This window comes from Haliscomenobacter sp., assembly GCF_041740695.1.
GTDB lineage: Bacteria > Bacteroidota > Bacteroidia > Chitinophagales > Saprospiraceae > Haliscomenobacter.
In genome coordinates this window covers 42,960-64,473 of record NZ_JBGSLK010000125.1, presented here as the reverse complement: position 1 = coordinate 64,473, position 21,514 = coordinate 42,960, and the positions used below count along the sequence as shown (strand labels likewise).

Annotated in this window: 10 protein-coding genes; 5 read left to right on the top strand and 5 right to left on the bottom strand. The window is 49.2% G+C overall.

Translation table 11 applies throughout. From position 1 onward, the window contains the following. Positions 1–360 precede the first annotated feature (360 nt). A complete protein-coding gene (locus ACEW9O_RS25470; protein WP_373553045.1) occupies positions 361–3,870 on the bottom strand; it encodes a family 78 glycoside hydrolase catalytic domain in 3,510 nt (1,169 codons plus the stop codon). A gap of 277 nt (positions 3,871–4,147) precedes the next feature. Here ACEW9O_RS25470 and dinB point away from each other — a divergent pair, with 277 nt between their 5' ends. Both dinB and ACEW9O_RS25460 read left to right on the top strand, forming a co-directional pair. Then, positions 4,148–5,290, top strand: a complete 1,143-nt coding sequence (dinB, locus tag ACEW9O_RS25465) for a DNA polymerase IV (RefSeq protein ID WP_373553044.1) — start codon at positions 4,148–4,150, stop codon at positions 5,288–5,290. A 10-nt stretch (positions 5,291–5,300) separates the two neighbouring features. Next, positions 5,301–8,252, top strand: coding sequence for a DNA polymerase III subunit alpha (locus ACEW9O_RS25460; protein ID WP_373553043.1), 2,952 nt, complete (start codon positions 5,301–5,303; stop codon positions 8,250–8,252). A 5-nt stretch (positions 8,253–8,257) separates the two neighbouring features. Here the strand turns inward: ACEW9O_RS25460 and ACEW9O_RS25455 are convergent, their stop codons facing one another. Both ACEW9O_RS25455 and ACEW9O_RS25450 read right to left on the bottom strand, forming a co-directional pair. Beyond that, positions 8,258–9,343 (bottom strand): hypothetical protein, encoded by a 1,086-nt coding sequence (locus ACEW9O_RS25455; protein ID WP_373553042.1) that lies wholly within the window; start codon positions 9,341–9,343, stop codon positions 8,258–8,260. A gap of 153 nt (positions 9,344–9,496) precedes the next feature. Continuing rightward, positions 9,497–12,115, bottom strand: coding sequence for a hypothetical protein (locus ACEW9O_RS25450; protein ID WP_373553041.1), 2,619 nt, complete (start codon positions 12,113–12,115; stop codon positions 9,497–9,499). A 97-nt stretch (positions 12,116–12,212) separates the two neighbouring features. Here ACEW9O_RS25450 and ACEW9O_RS25445 point away from each other — a divergent pair, with 97 nt between their 5' ends. From ACEW9O_RS25445 to ACEW9O_RS25435, 3 genes are all read left to right on the top strand, one after another. After that, a complete protein-coding gene (locus ACEW9O_RS25445) occupies positions 12,213–13,865 on the top strand; it encodes a M1 family metallopeptidase (RefSeq protein WP_373553040.1) in 1,653 nt (550 codons plus the stop codon). Between the two features lie 14 nt (positions 13,866–13,879). Then, positions 13,880–14,740 (top strand): TSUP family transporter, encoded by an 861-nt coding sequence (locus tag ACEW9O_RS25440; RefSeq protein ID WP_373553039.1) that lies wholly within the window; start codon positions 13,880–13,882, stop codon positions 14,738–14,740. 442 nt (positions 14,741–15,182) lie between these two features. Next, on the top strand, positions 15,183–17,063 hold the full coding sequence (locus tag ACEW9O_RS25435; protein WP_373553038.1) for a CocE/NonD family hydrolase: 1,881 nt from the start codon (positions 15,183–15,185) through the stop codon (positions 17,061–17,063). A gap of 302 nt (positions 17,064–17,365) precedes the next feature. On the opposite strand, the gene ACEW9O_RS25430 is transcribed toward ACEW9O_RS25435, so the two are convergent. Then, complete coding sequence (locus ACEW9O_RS25430; RefSeq protein WP_373553037.1) at positions 17,366–18,946, bottom strand: L-serine ammonia-lyase, iron-sulfur-dependent, subunit alpha; 1,581 nt, start codon at positions 18,944–18,946, stop codon at positions 17,366–17,368. Between the two features lie 102 nt (positions 18,947–19,048). Beyond that, positions 19,049–21,454, bottom strand: a complete 2,406-nt coding sequence (locus tag ACEW9O_RS25425) for an ABC transporter permease (protein ID WP_373553036.1) — start codon at positions 21,452–21,454, stop codon at positions 19,049–19,051. Positions 21,455–21,514 lie beyond the last annotated feature (60 nt).

The window sequence follows — 21,514 nt, the reverse complement described above, 5'->3', positions numbered from 1 at the left end:
AAGAACTTATAACTTCCCATTGGGAATCAGTGATGTTGGTTGGGTACATATTTGCAAATTTTCTCCAACCAAATTACCGCTGATTCCTTTTTTCTCATTCCTCACATCTGTAAAATCTTAAATTTTTACAGGCTCTAAGTCGTTCTATTTGAAGAATGGATTCAACAAAATTAGGGATGAGATAATTGATATGGGCGACTTCAAATTGGCCAGTTCTATTTACGAAAGAATGCTCAGGTGAAGATCATCTTGGTGACCTGAAAATTTAGCGCCACGTTTGCTTGCAGTATTGGATCCTTGCTTTTAATGACTAGATTCCACCAAGCTATGCCTCACATTGGTGCCATCAACATCATTCATTCAAAACGTATTCACTTTCAGCTCCACCTCGTGTTTCCCTGCCGATAACTGGAGGGTTTTAAAAGCTGTATTCACCTTTTGACCATCCAACAAAAGTGTGTCCTCAGGCGTGAAACCCAAGGCCAACTCGACAGACATATTGGCGGGGACCTCAAAAACATAACGTTGCAAAACGTTGCTCACCCGCTTGTAACTTGCGGACAGCAGCCCTGTCAGGAAGGGCACTTTGATCTCGCTAGAGCCCAATTTTCCCAATTGTGGTTTGATGCTGACGATACTTCCTCCCGGTGTTTTGGGCTGAATACCCCACAGGTGCCGTGGGATGATATTGGCAGGAACGGCACCCCAGGCGTGATTCCAATCCGAATTGGGTTTGTACTTCATGTCCCAGGCTTCGAGCGTGATGCTTGCCCCGATTCGAATCATGTTGTACCAACTGCGGTCACTTGTGTCGGTCAGCAGTTTGAGGGCATAGTCTTGCTCCCGGGCATTGTACAAGGCTTCCATCAGGTATTGCGCACCGTAGACGCTACACGCCATGCCTCTCGATTTGATGAAATCCGCTACCGGTTTTTGAAATTTTTCGGGCACGATGCCAAAAGCCAAGGCCATCATATTGGCGTGCAGGGAAGCATGGTCGGTGCCTTCGCCGTCTACGTAGTAGCCTTTGGTTTGATCAAATAATTTGTCATTAATGGCTTTCTTTGCCTTCATTGCCCGCAACTGAAAATCGGCTTCATCGTCGGTTTTGCCCAGAATGTGGGCAAACTCTGCCATAACCTCCATGTTTTTGTAGTAAAAACTATTCACTACGGTGTTGATAGGCCGAAATACAAACCCGTCCCGTTCTCCCTCCGGAGTTGCCAGTTTCCATCCGGTATCTTTTTGGGCGGGCGGCCAGTCGATGATGTCGCGCAGTTCCTCCTTAGGGTCGCTAAAACCTAGTTTTTTCATGAATTCGGGCGTGTTTTTGGCTGATTGGGAGCTGATCAGTCCGTCTTCACGATCAAGTTCGAGCAGGGTTTTGTGTTTAAGGGCATCATAATATTTTTCAATTAATTCGGTATTGCCCGTGTACAGGTAATCGGCGTGAAACATCAGGGCAACGTGCAATTGCCACTCGGTAGGCCAGGTCGGATGATGCATGAAGTATTCAATGGTTTGGCGAGCATTGCTGTACTCCCGGTCCGTGGCGTAATGGCTCAGCTGGTTGAGATAAGCGTCCGCTTCATAGGGGATGCGCTCCCGCTCACCATCTACATACAAGCCAGCAAAAGTGGTGGCTTTGATGCTGTATTTGCACAGTTCCCAAATTTGGTTCAAAATCGGGTCAGAACTGTGAAAGTAGCTTTGATCGTTTTCCCAATAGCTGTGGTAAGCCAGTTGGGTAACCGCTTCGGCGCTGATGGTTTCCGCGGCATTCTCAATTTCACAATAGCGGAATGGCATCAGTACCGGAAAAGAATCAGGTAAGGGGACGGCTTTCGGGCCTGTGTTGCGCTTGTCAGGCTGGATAGAGAGTACATACCTGGTGGTATTGGGCTCAACGGCCAGGCGGATTTTTTGATAGCGAATCGTCCCTTCGGGCTTGCGCTGGATGCGCCCATGCTCCAATTGTTCGCCCAAATGAATGGTCAGCGTGTCCGGTTTTTTCGGCGTGTATTGAAGGAATAAACTGGCAAAAGCATCCTTGCCAAAATCAATGAAATAGGTGTCATCGCTGAGCTTTTTAAAGACCTGGGGATTGATCCGTTCAAGCTGGAAAGCGTTAGGGGTGGCGATGTTTTCATCCATACTTCCAACATCAAAAGACTGCACCACCGAATACTCACTCAAACGATTGTCCTGATCCCAAATCCGAACTTTCCAGTAGTAAGTTTGACCAGGCTGGAGCGGCGTTCCCTGGTGGGTGATATTGGAATTACTGTTTTTACGTACTTGCCCGCTATCCCACACATCCCCTGAGTTTTGGTCAATCTGGCTTTTTGAACTAGCCACCAAAATTTGATAGGCTTTTTGTACAACGGCTTCTTGAGGTACCAGCCAGGCATATTCAGGGCTTGGGTCCTTGATGGCGACCTGAGCGGGTTGGCGGATGTATTCTACACTTAGCCCACTCGGAATACCGGAATAGGGATCACGGTATTTTTGAATTAAGTGCTCGATGCTTCGCCTCAATTGGGTCAGAACAGTTTGGGACTGAGGGTTTTTTACCAAATTGTGTTCCTCGTTGGGGTCATTTTTAAGGTCATACAGTTCTTCCCAGGCTTTGTCATTGACGTAGCGGAAATACTTCCAGTCCTTGGTTCGCACCCCTTCGCTGGGCGGGATGTTCTCAAACTCCCACAAGTGTTCAATCAAAATGGTATCCCGCTGAAAGTTTGGAGCAGCTTTTTTTAACAAAGGATAAAGACTCTTGCCTTGCCAATCCTGGGGCAAGGGCACTTTGCCCAATTCAGCAATGGTAGCCGCAATGTCCACGTTCAGGGCCATCGTTTCCACATCTTGGTGTTGGCGGATGCGGGGGTCGTAAATAATCAGCGGCACCCGGACGGAGAGATCATACATCAGCCATTTATCAGCCAATTGGCGTTCTCCCAAAAAGTAACCGTTATCCCCCATGAGGATGATCACGGTGTTTTTGTCCAGGCCCTGTTTTTTGAGTTGTGCGCGAATTCTACCAATTTCGAGATCTACACCTGCAATCATGCGGTAGTAGCCTTTGACCATCCGTTGATACTTCTCAGGATCGTCAAAACGCCAGGTCCAGCGCAGGTGATTAAAACCTGCACGAACCTTCGCTGGTTGAGCGTCAAAATACTGGTCATCAGCAAGCAGTGGTGGATCGATCTTTACATGCTCTAAAAGACCTGCGGTTTGTTGATCGTAAAAAAACTGCTCAGCTGCGCCATCGTGGGCGTGTGGTGCCGAAAAACTCAGGGAAAGGCAAAAGGGCTTGTCCTGAGGCGCCTGGGCTATAAAATCAATGGCTTTCTGGCCAGTGTAGCGGGTCAGGTGGACCGTGTCTTTGCCCAGGGTTTTATAAAAATAGCCGCGCTTATCCTTGAAGTTGTTGTTGCGGTCATAGTTTTCATATACATCAAATAGATCGCCCAAGTGATCGTAGTTCACGCCAAATTTCCCAAAAAAACCGGTAAAATAGCCCCCTTGCTTCATGACTTTTGGATAGGCTGTCGTCATGTACTCCTGCCGGATATTACCGGTCTGGAAGGTGTACTTATGGGTGCGTTCGTGTAGACCGCTCAAGATACTGGCCCGGCTCGCTGCACAAATCGGGGTGCTGACCATGGCTTTTTTAAAATAGGCCCCCGCCTTGGCTAATTGATCCATTTCGGGGGTATGGGCATACTTATTCCCGGCATAACCCAGCGCATCGTGACGGTGATCATCGGTCAGGATGAAAATGATGTTGGGCCGGGCATTGGATACTGTTTGGGCACAAAGCGATTTCGCAACCAGCATCATGCACAAGAGGTAGGTTATTTTCATAGTCTCCAAATGTGATTAAGTAGCGGGAATATACGGGAATTTTCTATTTATTTCAGCCTGGAATCTATCCGTGCTGAAGATCAGGAACAACCCGATTCAGCATCTTGGGTTTGCCTGTTTTTTAAATGCTTAGCATACGTCTTTTCTCTATCCATATACCCCACGCTTTTCAATCTTTTTTGTTTTAAAATAAAATAAATCTAAGTTTAAGTAAACAAAAACGCGCATTTTAGATAGAAATTGTTTTACCTTCCCCAACCATAAAGCTTTAAAACTAATGTTTGACCGAGCCGTATTACACCTCGACGCAGATACCTTTTTTGTATCCGTTGAGCGCAAGCGCAATAGCGCCTTAAAAGACAAACCAATCGTGATTGGTGGAGGCAATGACCGCGGGGTGGTGTCCTCCTGCAGTTATGAAGCCCGCAAATACGGCGTATGCTCCGGAATGGCCATAAAAATGGCACAGCGCCTTTGCCCGGAAGCCATCTACCTGCGCGGCGATTTGGATGCCTACAGCCAGGAATCACAACTGATCACCGACATCATTTCCGAATACGCTCCGGTGTTTGCCAAAAACTCCATCGATGACTTCGAAGTAGACCTCAGCGGGCTCGATCGTTATTTTGGCGCGTTCAAGTGGTCGGGAGAGTTGCGCCAGCGCATCATCCGGGAGTCGGGTTTGCCCATTTCAGCCGGAGTGTCGGTCAATCGTTTTGTGTCCAAAATGGCCAGTAATGCCGCCAAACCATGTGGTGAGTTGTTGATTGGCCAGGGCCAGGAAAAACCCTTTTTATCGCCGCTACAAATTGCCAAAATGCACGGGGTAGGCGAAGTGTACGCCCGCAAACTCGTTTACATGGGCATCCGCAAGATTGGCACCTTGAGCCAAATTCCCCCCAAGCTTCTGGTGCGGGAGTTTGGCAAATACGGCACCACCCTGTGGGAACATTCCAATGGCATCGATAGCTCCAGAGTGATTCCCTACCACGAGGAAAAATCCCTGTCCAAAGAGTGCACTTTCCAAACCGATACCATTGATGTCCGGTTTTTGAAAGCCCAACTTACCGACTTGTGCAGCATCCTGGCTTTTAATCTGCGTACCTCCGGCAAACTGACCTCTTGTGTGGCGGTCAAAATCAGGTACGCCGATTTTCAAACCTATCACAAACAAAAACAAATCGCCTATACTTCCAGCGACCAAACCCTGCTGGATTGTACCCTGGATTTGTTTGATCGCCTCTACACCCGGCGGCAATTGGTGCGCCTGATTGGCGTCCGTTTTTCCGGCCTGGTGCGTGGCAATCTGCAAATCAGCCTCCTCGAAGATACCCCTCAGGAAATTGAATTGTTACAAGCCCTCGATCGGGTGCGCCGCCGTTTTGGCCAGCACGCGATCAAATGGGCATCCACCATGTAGTAACCTGAAGATGTATCTCAACTGTCACACTCATTTTAGTTTAAATTATGGCACACTTTCACCTGAAGCGCTGGTGCAAGCTGCAAAGGCTAAAGGCGTTAAAGCCCTGGCACTGACCGACATCAACAACGTGTCTGGTGCTTTTGAATTCATGGAAGCCTGCAAAAAACAGGGCATCAAACCCATTTTAGGTATCGAATTCAGGAATGAAAAACACCAGCTTCTGTACATCGGTCTGGCCAAAAACAACCAAGGTTGGTACGAGTTGAACCACCTGCTTTCTCAAATCGATCAAAAACCCTTGCCGACTGTTCCGCCCAAAATGGAGCATGTGTTCATCCTTTACCCCGGTTTGGTTAAACCCCTTGAACATTTCCGCAACTATGAATTTATCGGGGTGCGGCCGGAGCAGGTCAAAAGCCTGTTCAGTTCAGAATTGAAAAAGCACCCGACTAAACTGGTAGCCCTTTCTCCGGTCACTTTTGCCGAGGCCGAGGAGTACGAGCTACACAAAGTGCTACGGGCCATCGGTAAAAACGAGCTGATCAGCCGCTTGCAAAAAGAGGATTTTGCGGGGCCTTACGAACGGCTTTTTGAAATCAAAAGATTGCTCAAAGCGTATGAGCTGTATCCCGAAATTGTCCAGAATACTGCCCAAATTGTGCGGGATTGCCAGATCGAATTTAAAAAAGACCTGGGCCACAATCGCCGCTGTTTTACGGGCAGTGTTGAAGAAGACCAGGGCCTGCTGCGCAAACTGGCCCTGGAAGGTTTTGGCCGACGCTACAACAAACGCAACCGTGAGGCCCAAAACCGGGTAGAAAAAGAGCTGAAACTCATTTACCAAATGGGTTTTACGGCCTACTTTCTCATTGTGTGGGACCTGATCAAATACGCCTCCTACAGCAACATTTTCCATGTGGGGCGAGGGAGTGGGGCCAACAGCATCGTGGCCTACTGCATTGGCATCACCGACGTAGACCCGATTGGACTGAATCTCTACTTCGAACGTTTCATCAATGAGCACCGCAGTTCGCCGCCCGACTTTGATGTCGATTTTCCTTCTGACCAGCGCCCACTCATTTTGGATTACCTCTTCAAACGTTATGGTCGGCACCATACGGCCTTCATCTGCACTTATGATACCTTCCAGTTTCGCTCCATTGTGTGGGAATTGGGTAAGGTGTTTGGTTTGCCCAAAAGTGAAATGGAAAAAATTGTAGCCAACCCTCAAAGCCCGGAGGAACACCACGAACTGGCCCGCAAGATCTGGGAGTATGGCCACCGCCTGGAAAACATGCCCAACGAACTCTCCGTGCATCCTTCGGGGGTCATCATTGCCGAGCAACCCCTGTATCACTACTCGGCCCTCCGGCAGATGCCCTTTGGCTTCCCCATTGTTCATTTTGACATGTACATCGCTGAGGATTGGGGCTTCAACAAATTTGACATTCTGGGGCAATGTGGGCTTTCACACATCCGCGATACGGTCACCTACATTCGCGAAAACCAGGGCAAAGCGGTGGATGTGGAGGACATGGAAAAAATCTACGCCGATGAAAAAGCGAAGGCTCTGCTGCGTACTGGCGATACGGTGGGCGTTTTTTACGCCGAATCGCCCAACATGCGGGAGTTGTTGCCCAAGTTGCAATGCGACAATTACCCCGATCTGGTGATTGCTTCCAGCATCATTCGCCCGGGGGTAGCCAGCTCGGGCATGATGCGCGAGTACATCCAGCGGCACAAGCACCCCTACGCCTTTGAGTACCTGCACGCCTGTTTTAAGGAACATTTGGCGGAAACCCACGGCGTGATGGTGTTTCAGGAAGATGTGATGAAGATTTGCAATGCTTTTGCTGGCTTGTCGCTGGGAGAAAGTGATGTGCTGCGCAAAATCATGAGTGGCAAACGCCGCAACTCCGAAACCTTTGAACAACTGAAAGGTAAGTTTTTTAACAACAGCAAAGACCGGGGCCACCCGGAGGATCTGGCTCAGGAAGTCTGGCGCCAGATCGAGAGTTTTGCGGGGTATTCCTTTTGTAAGGCGCATTCGGCAGCTTTTACGGTATTGTCTTTCCGGGATTTGTACCTCAAAGCCTACTACCCGCTGGAGTTTATCACCGCAGTGATCAACAATTTTGGGGGCTTTTACCGCACGGAAATTTACCTGCACGAGGCCAAAAAACTGGGTGCTACCCTGCATGCGCCCTGCGTGAACCACAGTGAGGTGCTGGCCAAAATTGAGGGTGAAAACCTCTACATCGGGCTGGTTTTCATCCAGGGACTGGAAAAAAACCTGGCCGAGGAGATTGTCTACCAATACAAATACCAGGGGCCTTACAAAAGCCTTGAGGATTTTATCAACCGGGTTCCCATATCTGCATCGCAACTGGAATTGCTCATCAAGGTCAATGCCTTCCGTTTCACCGGCCTGAACAAATACCAGCTGATGTGGGAAAAAAACAAGGTGCTGAACCCGAAAAACAGCTTCGTCCAGGCGGCTACTTTTTTTGAAAGTGCCAGCGAAGATTTCAACCTGCCGGAGCTGCACGAGGGGGCATTCGACCAGGCTTTTGATGAAATAGAGTTGCTTAAATTCCCGCTTTGCTCTCCTTTTGATTTGTTGGATTGGGATTATTTGGATGGCAAAAAAGAGAAGCTGAGCCTGGCGAATCAGCTGAAAACCCAGGTCCATGCCCTCATTTCCATCCTCGGTTATTTCATTTGTCGCAAAACCACTACAACCAAACAGGGACAACCAATGGGTTTTGACGCCTGGTATGATCAGCAGGGTGAGTACTTCAATACCGTGGTTTTTCCAACAGAAATGAAACAGTTTCCGCTCAAAGGGCAGGGAATTTACTTGCTACAGGGCAAGGTTAGCGAGGAGTTTGGGGTGTTTAGCATTGTGTTGCAGTATTTGGAAAGATTGCCTTATCGGCGGGATGAGCGCTTTGAGTAGGGGAATTATCCCTCATTCTTATCTTCTAACGCACTGATTAGGCCTTCGATGTAAGTCAAGTCCAGATTCAAGACCTCTGCAATTTCAGTAGCAGGCATTTGTAAGGTTTCGTGAAAGTAGAGGACAGTGCGTTGGCGCTCTGCTTCCATACGGTGACGTTCCTCTTCAGCTTTTTGACGCTCTTCTTCAGCTTTTAGTCGTTCCTCTTCGGCTTTCAAACGTTCCTCTTCAGCCTTTTGACGCTCCTTTTCAAGCAGCTCTTTGTATTGCTTTCGTTCTTCTTCCAAGGCTACCGCTGGATCGTAGCCGAATACATGTTCATACAGCCCTGCCGCAAATTCTTTGGTTCCTTTTGAAATGGTCATGGCTTCTGTTTTTGGAAAAGTCAGGTAATATTGAGTTTCGCGAAATTCGTTTTCAAATGTCTGTGGTAAATTCACAAAATCCCTTACAAAAATAAGCAATTTGAGGATTTTGTCAAAGGGCATTTTTTTGGATCGAGCGAGCTCAAATAGTTTGCTCTTTAGTTTCAACCGCAACTTAGGCTGTTTTTTGCTTTGGTAAGCATACAATGCGGCAAGTAAGGCGATGGCAAAAGGATTATCCGAGGCATCGATCAGCTCTTGCTCTTTTTCTTGTACGGCTACGATGCTGATGAAATCGTATTGAATGCGGGTTTTGAAGGTGGTCCGTTGATAGCTCCGCTCTTCCATTGATGGCGGGGCGCCAGTAAATACGGCAATGGCACTGATGTCCTCTACGCCATAACGCAAGCCGATCAATGCTCGGTACTCGTACATCCTGCGCCCGAAACCCACCTCCGGTTGGTGTTGAAATTCGGCGTGTATGAATACCAAGTGTTCAGCGCCGGTTTTGAGATAAACCCTGACTAGTTTGTCCGTAAACTTGCGTTTGCCGCGTATTTTGAATTTGCCACGTAGGGCATTGATTAGTTCTTGTTCCAAAAAAGTATAGCCTCTTGACCAGTCGATGGCGTCATAAAGCTCTGGGTCAGCAAAAGCAATGAACTCAGGGAAAAAGTCAGTGATAAAATCTTTGAGTAAAGCGTCGTAGTCGATGGGTTTAGGCATAGGGTTGAGATTTAAAAACAAAAATAATTGTATTTTTTTATTTTTAAAAATTTTAGTTGAAAAAAACTCCTAAACACCACACTACAAGACACAATACCAATACATACCTGTTTTGACTACAAATCTCATTTAAACAAGCACCAAAAGTAAGAACTACCGCTCCACTTTATAAGGCGACACCCCCTCCACCACCACCAAAGGTCGCCGCAACTCACGCTCCCCATCCAAGAGCACCATCTGGTACGTTCCAGCCCTCAAAAATCGCTCATAATGCACGAAATACGGGTAATCACTGGTCTGCTTGCTGAATACCAGATCCCAGCGGTATTGGTTGAAACCCTTCTGGCCGACCAAGGGCATTTTCCACAACTCCTTGTTGGTCGCGTCGCGCAGTGAAAGTGTAATTGGCTTTGCCTCATTCAACCAAAACGTAATCGGCGTTTTTTCCACTGTCCTGTAATCGGGTTCCCCGCCCAAAGAATTATGCCAGGGTCTTCTGGCTGCCGGAATCTCAAAAAGGTGATCCTGATCAAGGGGCAAAGTTCCTGCCGCCAGCGCCTGCAACGCGCGCAAATTCAGTTTGTACAAACCTCTGCCGTGGGTAGCTACAATCAAATCCATCGACCCCTCGTGAATTTCCAGGTCAGCTACCGCAGCAGTGGGCAGGTTTTTGCCCAAAACAGACCAAGTATTGCCTCGATCAAGCGACACATACACGCCCCGAAGTGTGCCTGCATACAAGACATTGGGCTGCAGCGGGTCTTCCAAAACCACGTTAACTGGCTCTTCCGGCAAACCAGCGGCAATACTTTTCCAGCCTATCCCATCATCTTCGGAAACGTATAAGTAACTGTGCATATCATCGTAATTGAGCCCCGTCATGGCGAGGTAAACCCGCGATTTGACAAAACGAGAAGGGCAAATGCTGCGGATGTAGTTATTGGCCAGGCCCTGAGAATGTTCTTCCCAACTTGCACCGTCGTTTTTGCTTACCCAAAAAGCCCCTTTGTCTGTACCTGCGTACAACAGACCTTTGCTCAATCGTGATTCCACCAGGGCTCCAGCGGCGAAAGACTTTTTCTCCGGGATCACCGAAAGCCCCAAATTCGGACTAATGACTTTCCAGCTATCGCCCCGATCCTGACTTTTAAAGATAAAATTCCCGCCATGGTAAAGCGTTTGGCCCTGATGTGGAGAGATAAAGTAGGGTGTGATGTAATTAAAGTTCAGGGTATCCTTGCTGTTTTTTGGCAATTCCGGTTGAATAGAATGGGTGGTATCGGCGCGGCGATCCAGGCGGATGGCCGCACCATGCTGCATGCTGTAGTAGACGATGTTGCCGTCGCTGGGGTCTACCTGGCTCACACAACCGTCGCCACCATCCCAAGGGTCAATCCAGAGGTATTTCCAGGGGTCTGGAAAAGCGGGGTTGATTTCCGTAGGCGGGCCAAATACCGTGGCGTCATCCTGAGTGCCACCGTAGATCAGGTAATTGGCCTGATCGATGGTGATGTCGTAAAATTCTCCAGTTGGGATGTTGTTGTAGTGCATCCAGGACTGGCCTTTATCGTAACTCAGGTAAAAACCGCCGTCGTTACCGACGGCAATGTGTTGCGGATTTTGGGGATTGATCCACAATTCGCACTGATCAAGGTGCAGCCCCTGCGCCAGGCTGGGGTTCATGCGCGTAACTTTGCCGCCGATGAAATCAAACGTTTTCCCCCCATCCATACTGTGCGCCAGGCGTACGCCCAAACAAAACACTTCTTCGTCGTTTTTGGGATTGACGTATACATCGGTGAAGTACCAGCCGATGCCGGGAAAAATCCGGAAAGGGCCAGTGTGGGTTTTGCTCCAGGTGGCGCCGCCATCGGTGGTTTTGTACAATTCGGCCGCTTCGTCGCGGGCATTGTTCAGGTTGTCCATCAGCGCATAGGCTTTGGCCGGATTGGACTGCGAAACGGCCAGACCGATGCGCCCCAGCCTTGGCCCGGAGGGTAAACCTTTGGTGCAGGCTGTCCAGCTTTTACCCCCATCGGAACTGCGGTACACGCCACTGTTTTTGCCACTGATACCAGGGTACACCTCCCAAAGGGTGGCATACATGATTAGTGGGTTACTGGGTGAAATGACAATGTCGTTGGCACCAGTCATGTCGTCTTTGTAGAGTACCTTTTGCCAGCTTTTGCCCCCATTGAGGGTGCGAAACAAGCCACGGTTGGGGTTTTTAGACCACAAATGCCCCAGAACCGCCACCAAAACGATGTTGGGGTCTTTGGGGTGGATGGCGATTTCGGCAATAGCCCAGGAATCTTCCAGCCCAATGTGCTGCCAGGTTTTACCAGCATCAGCAGATCGGTACATACCTGTGCCCGGCAAGGTGAAATTGCGCGGCTTTTTGAGGTTTTCTCCGGTACCCAGGTAGATGATGGAAGGATTGGAAGGGGCCAGCTCCACATCACCGATGCTAAAGGACGACTGCCCTTCAAAGATGGGATTCCAGCTAACCCCATGATTGACCGTTTTCCACAGCCCACCTGAACCAAAGCCTACATACATGGTACCGGGATGGCTGGCATCCACTTGCACTACATCGGCGCGGGCGGAGTTGAGCATAGGGCCGAGGGGCACCCAATCGAGCCCGAAGGTACTAGCCGTTTTTTTGGATTGGTACTGGGCAAAGGAAGTCTCCAGTGGCGAAAGGGCTTGTTGGGCAAATCCGGCAAGGAAACTGAGGAGCAATGAGGTAAAAAAAAGGATAGCTCGGCGCATGTGCTGAAGTTTGCATGAAAATAATCAGCCCTCCCGGTTTTTTATTAATTTTAGCAGACTCAGAAAACCTAAAAATCCAGGCGATTAACTTTGAAACATGAAAATCAACTGTAACCTGCTCATTTTCTTGTTTTTATTTTTACTGAAAGCACTCCCCAGCTATGCTGACAATTACCCCAAAAACCTCAACATTGATTTGCTTCATTACAAATTTGAGCTCGTACTATCGGACGAAACCGACGAAATCAGCGGTAAAACCAGCATCCGTATCTTTTTCAAAAAGGATGGGCTGGACAAAATACGCCTTGACTTTGTCAATCAAACCCAAGCGCTGCAAAACAAAGGCATGATCATCGATTCGGTGTACCAGCTAGGCCAAAAAGTAAGTTATACCCACACCAACAATGAATTGTGGATCAGCCTGTCCAAACCTTCAACTGCCAATACCGAAACCCAACTCATCATTGCCTATCACGGCATTCCCGCCGATGGCCTGCGCATTGGCCCCACCAAGTACGGCGATCGCAGTTTTTTCAACGAAAACTGGCCGAACCGCGCCAGACATTGGTTGCCATGTATCGACCATCCTTATGAAAAAGCCAGCAGCGAATTTGTGGTGATTGCCCCCATCCATTATCAGGTGGTATCGAATGGCTTATTGATGGAAGAAACGACCCTGGACTCCCGTACCAAACTGACCCACTGGAAGCAAAATGTGCCCGTTTCCTCCTGGTTGTATGTATTGGGCGTGGCAAAATTTGCGGTACAATACGTAGGCTGGTTTGAAGGGAAATCCATCCAGACCTGGGTGTACAGCCAGGACCGGGAGGCCGGTTTTTACGATTTTGCGGCGCCCACCAAACAGGTCATGGGGTTCTTTTCCGATTACATTGGCCCTTACGTTTATGAGAAAATTGCCAATATAGAAACCCCCAGCGTAAAAGGTGGCATGGAAACCTCATCGGCAATCTTTTACGGTGAAGAGTTGGTAGATGGCAAGCGGAGCACCCGACTGCGCAATGTGGTCATTCACGAATTGGCGCACCAATGGTTTGGCAATGCGGTGACCGAATCGACCTGGGATGACGCCTGGCTCAGTGAGGGTTTTGCTACTTATTTCACCATGCTGTTCATCGAACATGCTTATGGCAGAGAAGAATTTGTGCAGCAATTGCTCGGAGCGAGAAAGACGACTTATGCCGCTTTGGCTAAAGATCCAGGCTATAAAATTGTGGACGATCGTTCGCCGGAAAAAGTCCCGGTGACCAGTGGATTGACCTACCAAAAAGGCGCCTGGATTTTGCACATGTTGCGCAAAAAGATCGGTGATCAGGCTTTTAATACGGGCATTCGCGATTATTATCAGCGCTTCATGAATGGCAATGCGACGACAACGGATTTCCGACTGGCTATGGAAAGGGCTTCTGGCCAAAACCTGCAAACCTTCTTTCAGCAATGGCTGTATCAAGGCGGGTACATCGCCCTGAAAGGAAGCTGGAAATACGATGCGGCCAACAAACTGGTCAAAATTTCCTTGCAACAAACCCAGCCAACTGCCTATCATTTTGATTTTTCCATCGAAGTTGGCCTCTACAAAACGGGGGAACTGTTGCCCAGCATATCGGTTCATCCGCTGTCTTCCCGAACCCTAGAAATCAGCATTCCAGCGGATGCCAAACCGGAAAAAGTGCTGCTTGATCCTCAAACCGTATTGCTGGCAAGCTGGGATTTTGAAGAAGTCAAACCTTAAAGCTCTACCAAAAAATGATTACACTCATCTGGATTTTCCTGGCCATTCTGACCATAACATTTAGCATTGTTTTGATCAGGGATGTCAATCAACACAAAAATGAACTCGAAGACAGCAGCTGGCTCAAAACGGGATTGATTGGTTTTGTGGTCAATTTTTTTGATGTATTAGGCATTGGCGCTTTTGCACCACAAACTGCTTTATTGAAGTTTACCAAACAAACCGAAGACCGCCTTTTGCCTGGCACCATGAATGTGGCCAACACCATTCCGGTTTTGATTCAGGCCCTGATTTTCATTACAGTGATAAAGGTAGAACCATTGACCCTCGTATTGATGCTGGCTTCCGCAGCGACAGGTGCGATACTAGGGGTCGGAGTGGTGGCTAAACTGCCAGAAAAAACGATCCGGCGCGTCATGGGTTGTGCCCTGTTGGTCACAGCAGGCTTCATGTTGGCCCGCAACATGGATTGGATCCAGGGCGGAGGCACTGCCATTGGTTTAAATGGCAGCAAATTAATCATTGGCGTCGTCGTCAATTTTATTTTGGGTGCTTTGATGACGGTGGGTATTGGGTTGTACGCACCCTGTATGGCCCTGGTGTTTGCCCTGGGCATGTCGCCTCAGGTGGCTTTCCCGATCATGATGGGGTCTTGTGCTTTTTTGATGCCACCTGCTTCCATTCGTTTCATCCGCGAGGGCGCTTACAACCGCAAGGCCGCGGTGGCAATGGCCATACCAGGAATCTTTGCGGTACTCATCGCCGCTTTTGTTGTCAAATCCTTACCGCTAGACACCTTGCGTTGGGTGGTGATCGTGGTGATTTTGTATACTGCGGGGGTAATGCTCCGGGCGGGCTATCAAAAATTGGAGTAGGAAAGAGTATGCTCAAAAGAGCAAGGCAAAACGCTGAATTAACGTGAGTTTTGAATAATTAATTTTTTTACCGCAGAGTTTCTCAGAGTAAACACGGAGTTTCGCAGAGGTTTATTAGTTTCTAGGAGTTTTGCCACCTCTGGTGGCTGGAGGTCGAGTACGATTAAAATTTGATTGTTTGGCATTTAGTGTTCATTCAATGCGCCTCTGAGTACTCTTAGCCACCGAAGGTGGCCTAAACTCTGAGAAACTCTGCGTTTACTCTGAGAAACTCTGCGGTAAAAATGTTGTAGATGAATGGCTTCTTTGCCAAAAAAACATGATAATTTATTGGTATTCAATAGGAATAAACCAGAACCCACGTTAAATTATTTTTTAATCATCCCTAAGATTTTCAACTCCCTGAAAATTGAGCGTACTTTCACTACACAAAGTTCGAACCATGAGAAAAATTTGCCTCTTTTGCCTCCTCGCCATTTCCTATCATGCCATCGGCCAAAACGCCGACTCGGTCTGGATTGTCAACAACTACACGAAAAAAAAAGTGTCGATTCCGATGCGGGACGGGATAAAATTATTTACCTCCATCTATATCCCCAAAGACAAGAGTGAAAAACATCCGATCTTGTTGAGCCGAACGCCCTATTCCTGCGCGCCGTATGGAGAAACTGTTTTTGCTCCGGTTTGGAATGGTTACCTGAAAAACTACTTCCGGGAAGGTTACATCATGGTGACCCAGGATGTGCGGGGCCGCTGGATGAGTGAGGGCGAGTACGTGAACATCCGCCCTTTTAACCCCAACAAAAAAGGAACAGAAATCGATGAAGCCAGCGATTCCTACGACGCCATCGATTGGCTGCTAAAAAACCTGCCCGACAACAATGGCAACGTAGGCGTGTTCGGCATTTCCTATCCTGGCTTTTATTCCACCATGGCCGCCGCCAATAACCATCCTGCCCTAAAAGCGGTGAGCCCGCAGGCACCGGTTACCAACTGGTTCATCGGTGATGACTTTCACCACAATGGTGCTTTTTTTCAAATGGACGCCTTTGGCTTTTATTCAGGTTTTGGCCAGCCTCGCCCCAAACCCACCACAGTTGGCCCCAAAGAGTTCAATTACAGCACCCACGACAATTATAAGTTTCACCTGGAGGCGGGCAGTTTGAAAGGCCTTACAAAGTATATGGGCGACAGCATTGCCTTTTGGAAAGAGTTGATGGTGCACCCCAATTACGATGCCTGGTGGAAAGCCCGGGATGCCCGCAATGCCACCAAAAACCTGCAACCCGCCATGCTCTGGGTGGGAGGTTTGTTCGATGCGGAGGATTGTTGGGGTGCCTGGAATGCCTACTTAGCGGCAGAACAAAACAACCCGGGCAAGGCCTTCAATAAAATTGTGGAAGGCCCCTGGTACCATGGGCAATGGGCTAGCAACGACGGTACCCATTTGGGCAATGTGCAGTTTGGCAGCAATACCGCTACCTGGTACCAGCAAAACATCGAAATTCCTTTCTTCAATTATTTCCTGAAGGGCAAAGGTGATGTGTCCAAAATTGCGGAAGCCAGCGTGTTCATCAGCGGGGCCAACGAATGGCGAACCTTTAACCAATGGCCGCCAGCCGGGAAAACCGACCAGGCCATGTACTTGCAGGCCAATGGAAAACTGGGTTGGACCAAACCCAGCGCCGCCCAGGGTTTCGCTACCTACCTCAGCGACCCCGCCAAACCCGTGCCCTACACCGAAGACGTGCATTTTAACCGCAGCAGAACCTACATGATCGATGATCAGCGTTTTGCGGCGCGCAGACCGGATGTCTTGGTTTTTCAAACCGACAATTTGAGCGAGGATGTCACCATTGCGGGCAATGTTGTGGCCGATCTGATGACCAGTATCTCTACCACGGATGCCGATTTTGTGGTAAAAATAATCGACGTATTCCCCGACGACCTTGGGTACAATGCCGTGAATATCTATGCGGAAGCAGATCCAGCTCCAATCTACCCGATGGGCGGGTATCAAATGTTGGTCAGGGGCGAAGTATTCCGGGGGCGGTACCGGAAGAGTTTAGAAACGCCAAGCGCTTTTGTACCCAATAAAGTCGAGCAAGTAAAATTTGAATTGCCGGCTCTTGCGCATACCTTCAAAAAGGGTCACCGCATCATGGTGCAGGTGCAAAGCAGTTGGTTTCCATTGGTGGATCGCAACCCGCAGCAGTTCATTAATATTTACCAATGCAATGAGCAAGATTTTATCAAGAGTAATGTCAAGATTTACCACAATAGTCTGTACGCGTCGAAGATTGTGCTGCCAGTGTTGAAGTAGGGGAGCTGGCGCGACAGGAGTCATCGAGAATTTTAAAAAACATCGAGCGTATTATTACTATTTTTAAGCACAAACATCAATTGTACCTTGGCCATTACTTAGGTGATTCCTTGAGTGCCTTAGGTTTCTTAGGTGGTGAAAGAATACCCTGCTACGCAGGTTTTTTCTTTTTTACCACCTAAGAAACTTTAGAAGCCATAGACTCACCTCAGGTTATCTATTTAGGATACTCGGCAGTACATTAAGTAATTAAAAAAATCGGGATGACTGATGTTTGTGCTCATTTTCCTTGGGGTTTCCAACTAGCAACTTTTATACACCACACTCGCCCCCTCTTCCAACCTCGCTTCAATCCTTTTGGCTGACTTGGTAACCGAAAGCCCTCCCAGGTTCGTACACCGCAACGTATGATGAATCTGATCACCCACCGCCTTCATGGTTTCGATCACCTCATCCAGCGGGATCAATTGCAGGTAATTGGACAAGGCCATATTCGCGCTGGAAACCGCATTGCTGGCCGCCATGACGTTGCGGCCGAGGCAGGGGGCTTCCACCCGGTTGCCAATGGGGTCACAAATGATGCCCAGGGAGTTTTGCAGGGCCAGGGAAGCAGCAGTCAGCGCCTGTTCCAGGGTACCTCCTTTCATGCCTACCAGCGCGGCTGCGGCCATGCCACCACCCGATCCCGTTTCTGCCATACAGCCGCCTACCTCGGCGGCAAAAGTAGCGTGCGCCGCAATAAAGACCCCGATAAGCCCGGCTGCCAGCATGGCTTTGACGATTTCGTCTTCGGACAACCCCAGAGAATGAGCAGTTCCGAACAAAGCCCCAGGTAGGGCACCACAAGACCCGGCAGTAGGTGCCGCCACAATTACACCCATCGAACTTTTCACCTCCATCATGGCCGAAACATAGAGAATAATGCGGTTGTTGGCATCACCGCCAATCAGCCTTTCGGCGTCCAGTTGAGCTTTGAATTGGAGTGATTGACTGCCCAAAATCCGGTCATCGTAATGGGTGCCTTTTAAGCCCAGGTCGATGGCATTGCCCATGATGTGGATGATGCTGCGCATTTTTGCAAAAACAGCATCGGCGGATAGGTTGCCACGAGCACTTTCATAGTCTACGGCCAACTCCCAGAGTGCTTTGTTTTTGTCCGCGTTGTACTCCAACATCTCCGCGCAGGTGATGAAGGGCACTTGCAGGTTTTGGCGCGCCATTACGGGCAGCACTGGCTTGAGGTATTTAAGGAAAGCCACACCATCCATGCTGAGTAACTCCTGGCAAATGATGGCGTCCGGGAAACTTTGAGCTTTAATTTGAATAAAACTGTATTCATCTCCACTCCGAAACTGGATGTCATCGTAGAGGATAGATGCCTGGAGGTAAGGGATGATCTGGTCTGGCTTCGTGCAATAAATCAAGGTTTCAAAATAATCGCCCGCCATGGAAACCGCCACACCGTCGATGTTTATCACTTCAATCATTCCCCCCCCGGTAGAAATGGCGGTGAGTCTGCGGATTTCCCGGGCGTTGCTCAGGGTGATTTTGTAGGTATTAGGATGGTCGGCATTGATGTCGCAGATGTTGATGCTGACTTTGACACCTGCGGCCTCCAGGTATTTTTCGGATTCCGGCAGGCGCTCATCGTAGGCCTCCCAACCCAGGAAACCACCAAACAAACCCATGTCCGAGCCCTGGCTTTTGTGGGTAGTGGCCAGGGAGCCATTGGGGTCAAATTCGATGAAGATGTCCTGGATGTTCTCATCCATCAGGTCGCGGCACAGGCGGGCAATCCGTAAGGAGGCCGCGCAATGAGAACTGGAAGGTCCGCGCATGACCGGGCCAATGACGTCGTTGAAGATGCTGGGAAAGGTGCTCATGGGTGATGATGGTTTTTGATGGTTAAGGGTCAATTCAGCATAATTTACTCGCATTACACAATATGAACTAGCCCTGAAAGGTAGGCTGCGTGATTGAGTTACTCACTCATTGCGCAGTGACTTTATCGGATTGGCGAAAGCAGCCTTTACACTCTGCAAACTAATCAAAATGGCAGTGACCGCGGCCAATCCCAGCAAGGAAGCTGCAAAAACCAAAGGCGACAACTCGATGTGGTAAGCATAGTTTTCCAGCCAGCCGCGTAGCAAATACCACGCAAGTGGGCAGGCCGCTATCCCTGCAAACAATAAAATGAGCAGAAACTCCTGCAAAAAGAGCCCAATGATGCCTGAGACCGAAGCCCCCAAAACCTTGCGCACTCCCACTTCTTTCTCCCGCCTTTGCAGGTTGAGCGACACGAGCCCCAGTACCCCCAGCAAAGCAATCAACAAGGCGAGGGCACTTGCCACATAGGCCGACCTTTTCATTTGCAACTCCATGGCATAAATTTCCGCCAAGGTATCATCCATAAACGTGTACTCGAACGCGCTGCCTGGCAGTAGTTCGGCCCACTTTTTTTGTAGCACAACCAAGTGTTTACTCATACCTTCGGGTTCAATTTTGAAAGACAAATAGCGGTACAAAACACTACTTTGTAAAGGAAACACCACCATTGGCTGGATCGGAGTAGCCATAGAGCCAAAGTGAAAATCCCGCAGTACCCCTTTGATCGTGTACAGCATTGGATCTCCAGGCATGCGTAAAGTTTGGCCGATGGCCGATTCAGCATCCGGGAAACCGATGGCTAGTGCGGCACGTTCATTCAATACCACTTTGGTGTAATTCCGGCCATTTGGATTGAAGTATTCCCCCTCCAACAGCGAAATCTGGTAAGTGTCGAGGTAATGCTCATCGGTGGTCAGCTGTTGGCAGACGACAGCAGTGGTAGAATCCGTGCCTGTTCGATAGACGGAGGGTTGGCCTTGGTTGTTGCCGTTGGGAATTTCAAAGGAGAGGGAGGCGCTGCGTACACCGGGCAGCTTGGCCATTTCGTCGCGTACGGTCAACATTTTGCGCAGGCCTTCCGGGCTCCAGTCGCGAGGTACTTGGGCGGTTACGACAAACTCCTGGTTGTAGCCGATGTTTTTGCCAAAAAAATAATTGACCTGTGCCGCCACAACCAGCGCCGCGATGATAACCAAATTAGCGACTCCAAATTGGAATCCGACCAGGTATTTGCGCAGTTGCAGGCTTTGATTGGCCGTCCCCAGTTTCCCTTTCAAGGACTCGACCGTTTTCATGGAGGAAAGGAAGAGAGCCGGGTACAGGCCCGCCAAGAGGCCAACTACGAGCACCAACGCGAAGGGCAAGAGGGCAAAAATCATCGGGAACGCGGTTAGCACGGGTAGGCTTTTGCCCACGATCTGCTCAAAAGGCATTTGGGCAAGTGGGTACGACAAAAAGGCCAGCGCAGTGGCCACCGCCACCAAGAGTAAGGATTCGGCCAGAAACTGGATCGCCAATTGTTGCTTCAAGCCGCCGAGTGCCTTGCGCACCCCGATCTCGCGAATGCGCGACCCCGAGCGCCCGATGGCCAGGTTGATGAAATTGAAGATGGCCATGAACAGAATGAAGATCCCCACCGACGATAGGGCGAACAACATCCGCTTGACCAAAGCTTTGTTTTTTTGCAGGTGGTAATGCTTCAGGGCGATGGGGTGCACTGTCAGGTTTTCTTTTTCAAAATCGGCGCCCTCCTGTTGGATGAGTTGTTGGATGGGTTTTTCCAAATCGGCACCGGTTACACCGGGCTGCAATTCGAGGTAAGTGGGATAAATGATGTTGTTCCAATCGTTCACGTCCCGATCGAAAAAGTAGCGTGCGGTGGTGAACGAGATAAAGAGGCTGTTAGGCTCGGTACCAAGCAAGTCGGTGACGGAGTTTTCGGGAATTTCGCCGAGTACCCCAGTAATCATGAACTCACGATGGCCGCCCGTAAAATTCTGGATGCTGAGGGTTTGACCAACTACATCGGTTTTGCCAAAATATTTGAGTGCCTTTTCTGCGGTGATCACTACGGAATATGGGGCCTTCAAGGCGCTGTTTGGGTCACCGTGTAGGAGTCCAAAACCAAACATGGTGAGCAAGGTGCTGTCCCCAATTTGGATGTTTTCCCGAAAGACCTTGTCGCCCTTCGCAACGCCCGACTTGATGCCATCCCAACGGTAATAATTGGCCACCAATTGGGGGTAAACTTCTTTCAAACGTTTGCCCAGTGGGCCCGCAGAGGTAATCTCCATGCCGATGTTGGGGTTTCTCCAGATGCTGGTCAGGAAATATTGCCGGTCAGCATTGCGAAGCTGTTGGTTTACTTGCAACTCGCCCCAGACATGGGCGCCAATGAGCAAGGCAAACAAGATACCTGCCCACAATCCAAATACGTTGAGGGCGGAATAAAACCCTTTTTTGCGGATGTTCCGGTAGGCGAGTTTGAGGTGATTTTGCAGCATGGATTGTTTTTATGGATAGACTTTCACTTAAAAATAGCAATCTCTGCGGATATTGGTAGC

Coding starts and splice junctions, on each gene's coding strand:
- ACEW9O_RS25470 (WP_373553045.1), bottom strand. CDS start 3,870: ATGAAAATAACCTACCTCTTGTGCATGATGCTGGTTGCGAAATCGCTT.
- dinB (WP_373553044.1), top strand. CDS start 4,148: ATGTTTGACCGAGCCGTATTACACCTCGACGCAGATACCTTTTTTGTA.
- ACEW9O_RS25460 (WP_373553043.1), top strand. CDS start 5,301: ATGTATCTCAACTGTCACACTCATTTTAGTTTAAATTATGGCACACTT.
- ACEW9O_RS25455 (WP_373553042.1), bottom strand. CDS start 9,343: ATGCCTAAACCCATCGACTACGACGCTTTACTCAAAGATTTTATCACT.
- ACEW9O_RS25450 (WP_373553041.1), bottom strand. CDS start 12,115: ATGCGCCGAGCTATCCTTTTTTTTACCTCATTGCTCCTCAGTTTCCTT.
- ACEW9O_RS25445 (WP_373553040.1), top strand. CDS start 12,213: ATGAAAATCAACTGTAACCTGCTCATTTTCTTGTTTTTATTTTTACTG.
- ACEW9O_RS25440 (WP_373553039.1), top strand. CDS start 13,880: ATGATTACACTCATCTGGATTTTCCTGGCCATTCTGACCATAACATTT.
- ACEW9O_RS25435 (WP_373553038.1), top strand. CDS start 15,183: ATGAGAAAAATTTGCCTCTTTTGCCTCCTCGCCATTTCCTATCATGCC.
- ACEW9O_RS25430 (WP_373553037.1), bottom strand. CDS start 18,946: ATGAGCACCTTTCCCAGCATCTTCAACGACGTCATTGGCCCGGTCATG.
- ACEW9O_RS25425 (WP_373553036.1), bottom strand. CDS start 21,454: ATGCTGCAAAATCACCTCAAACTCGCCTACCGGAACATCCGCAAAAAA.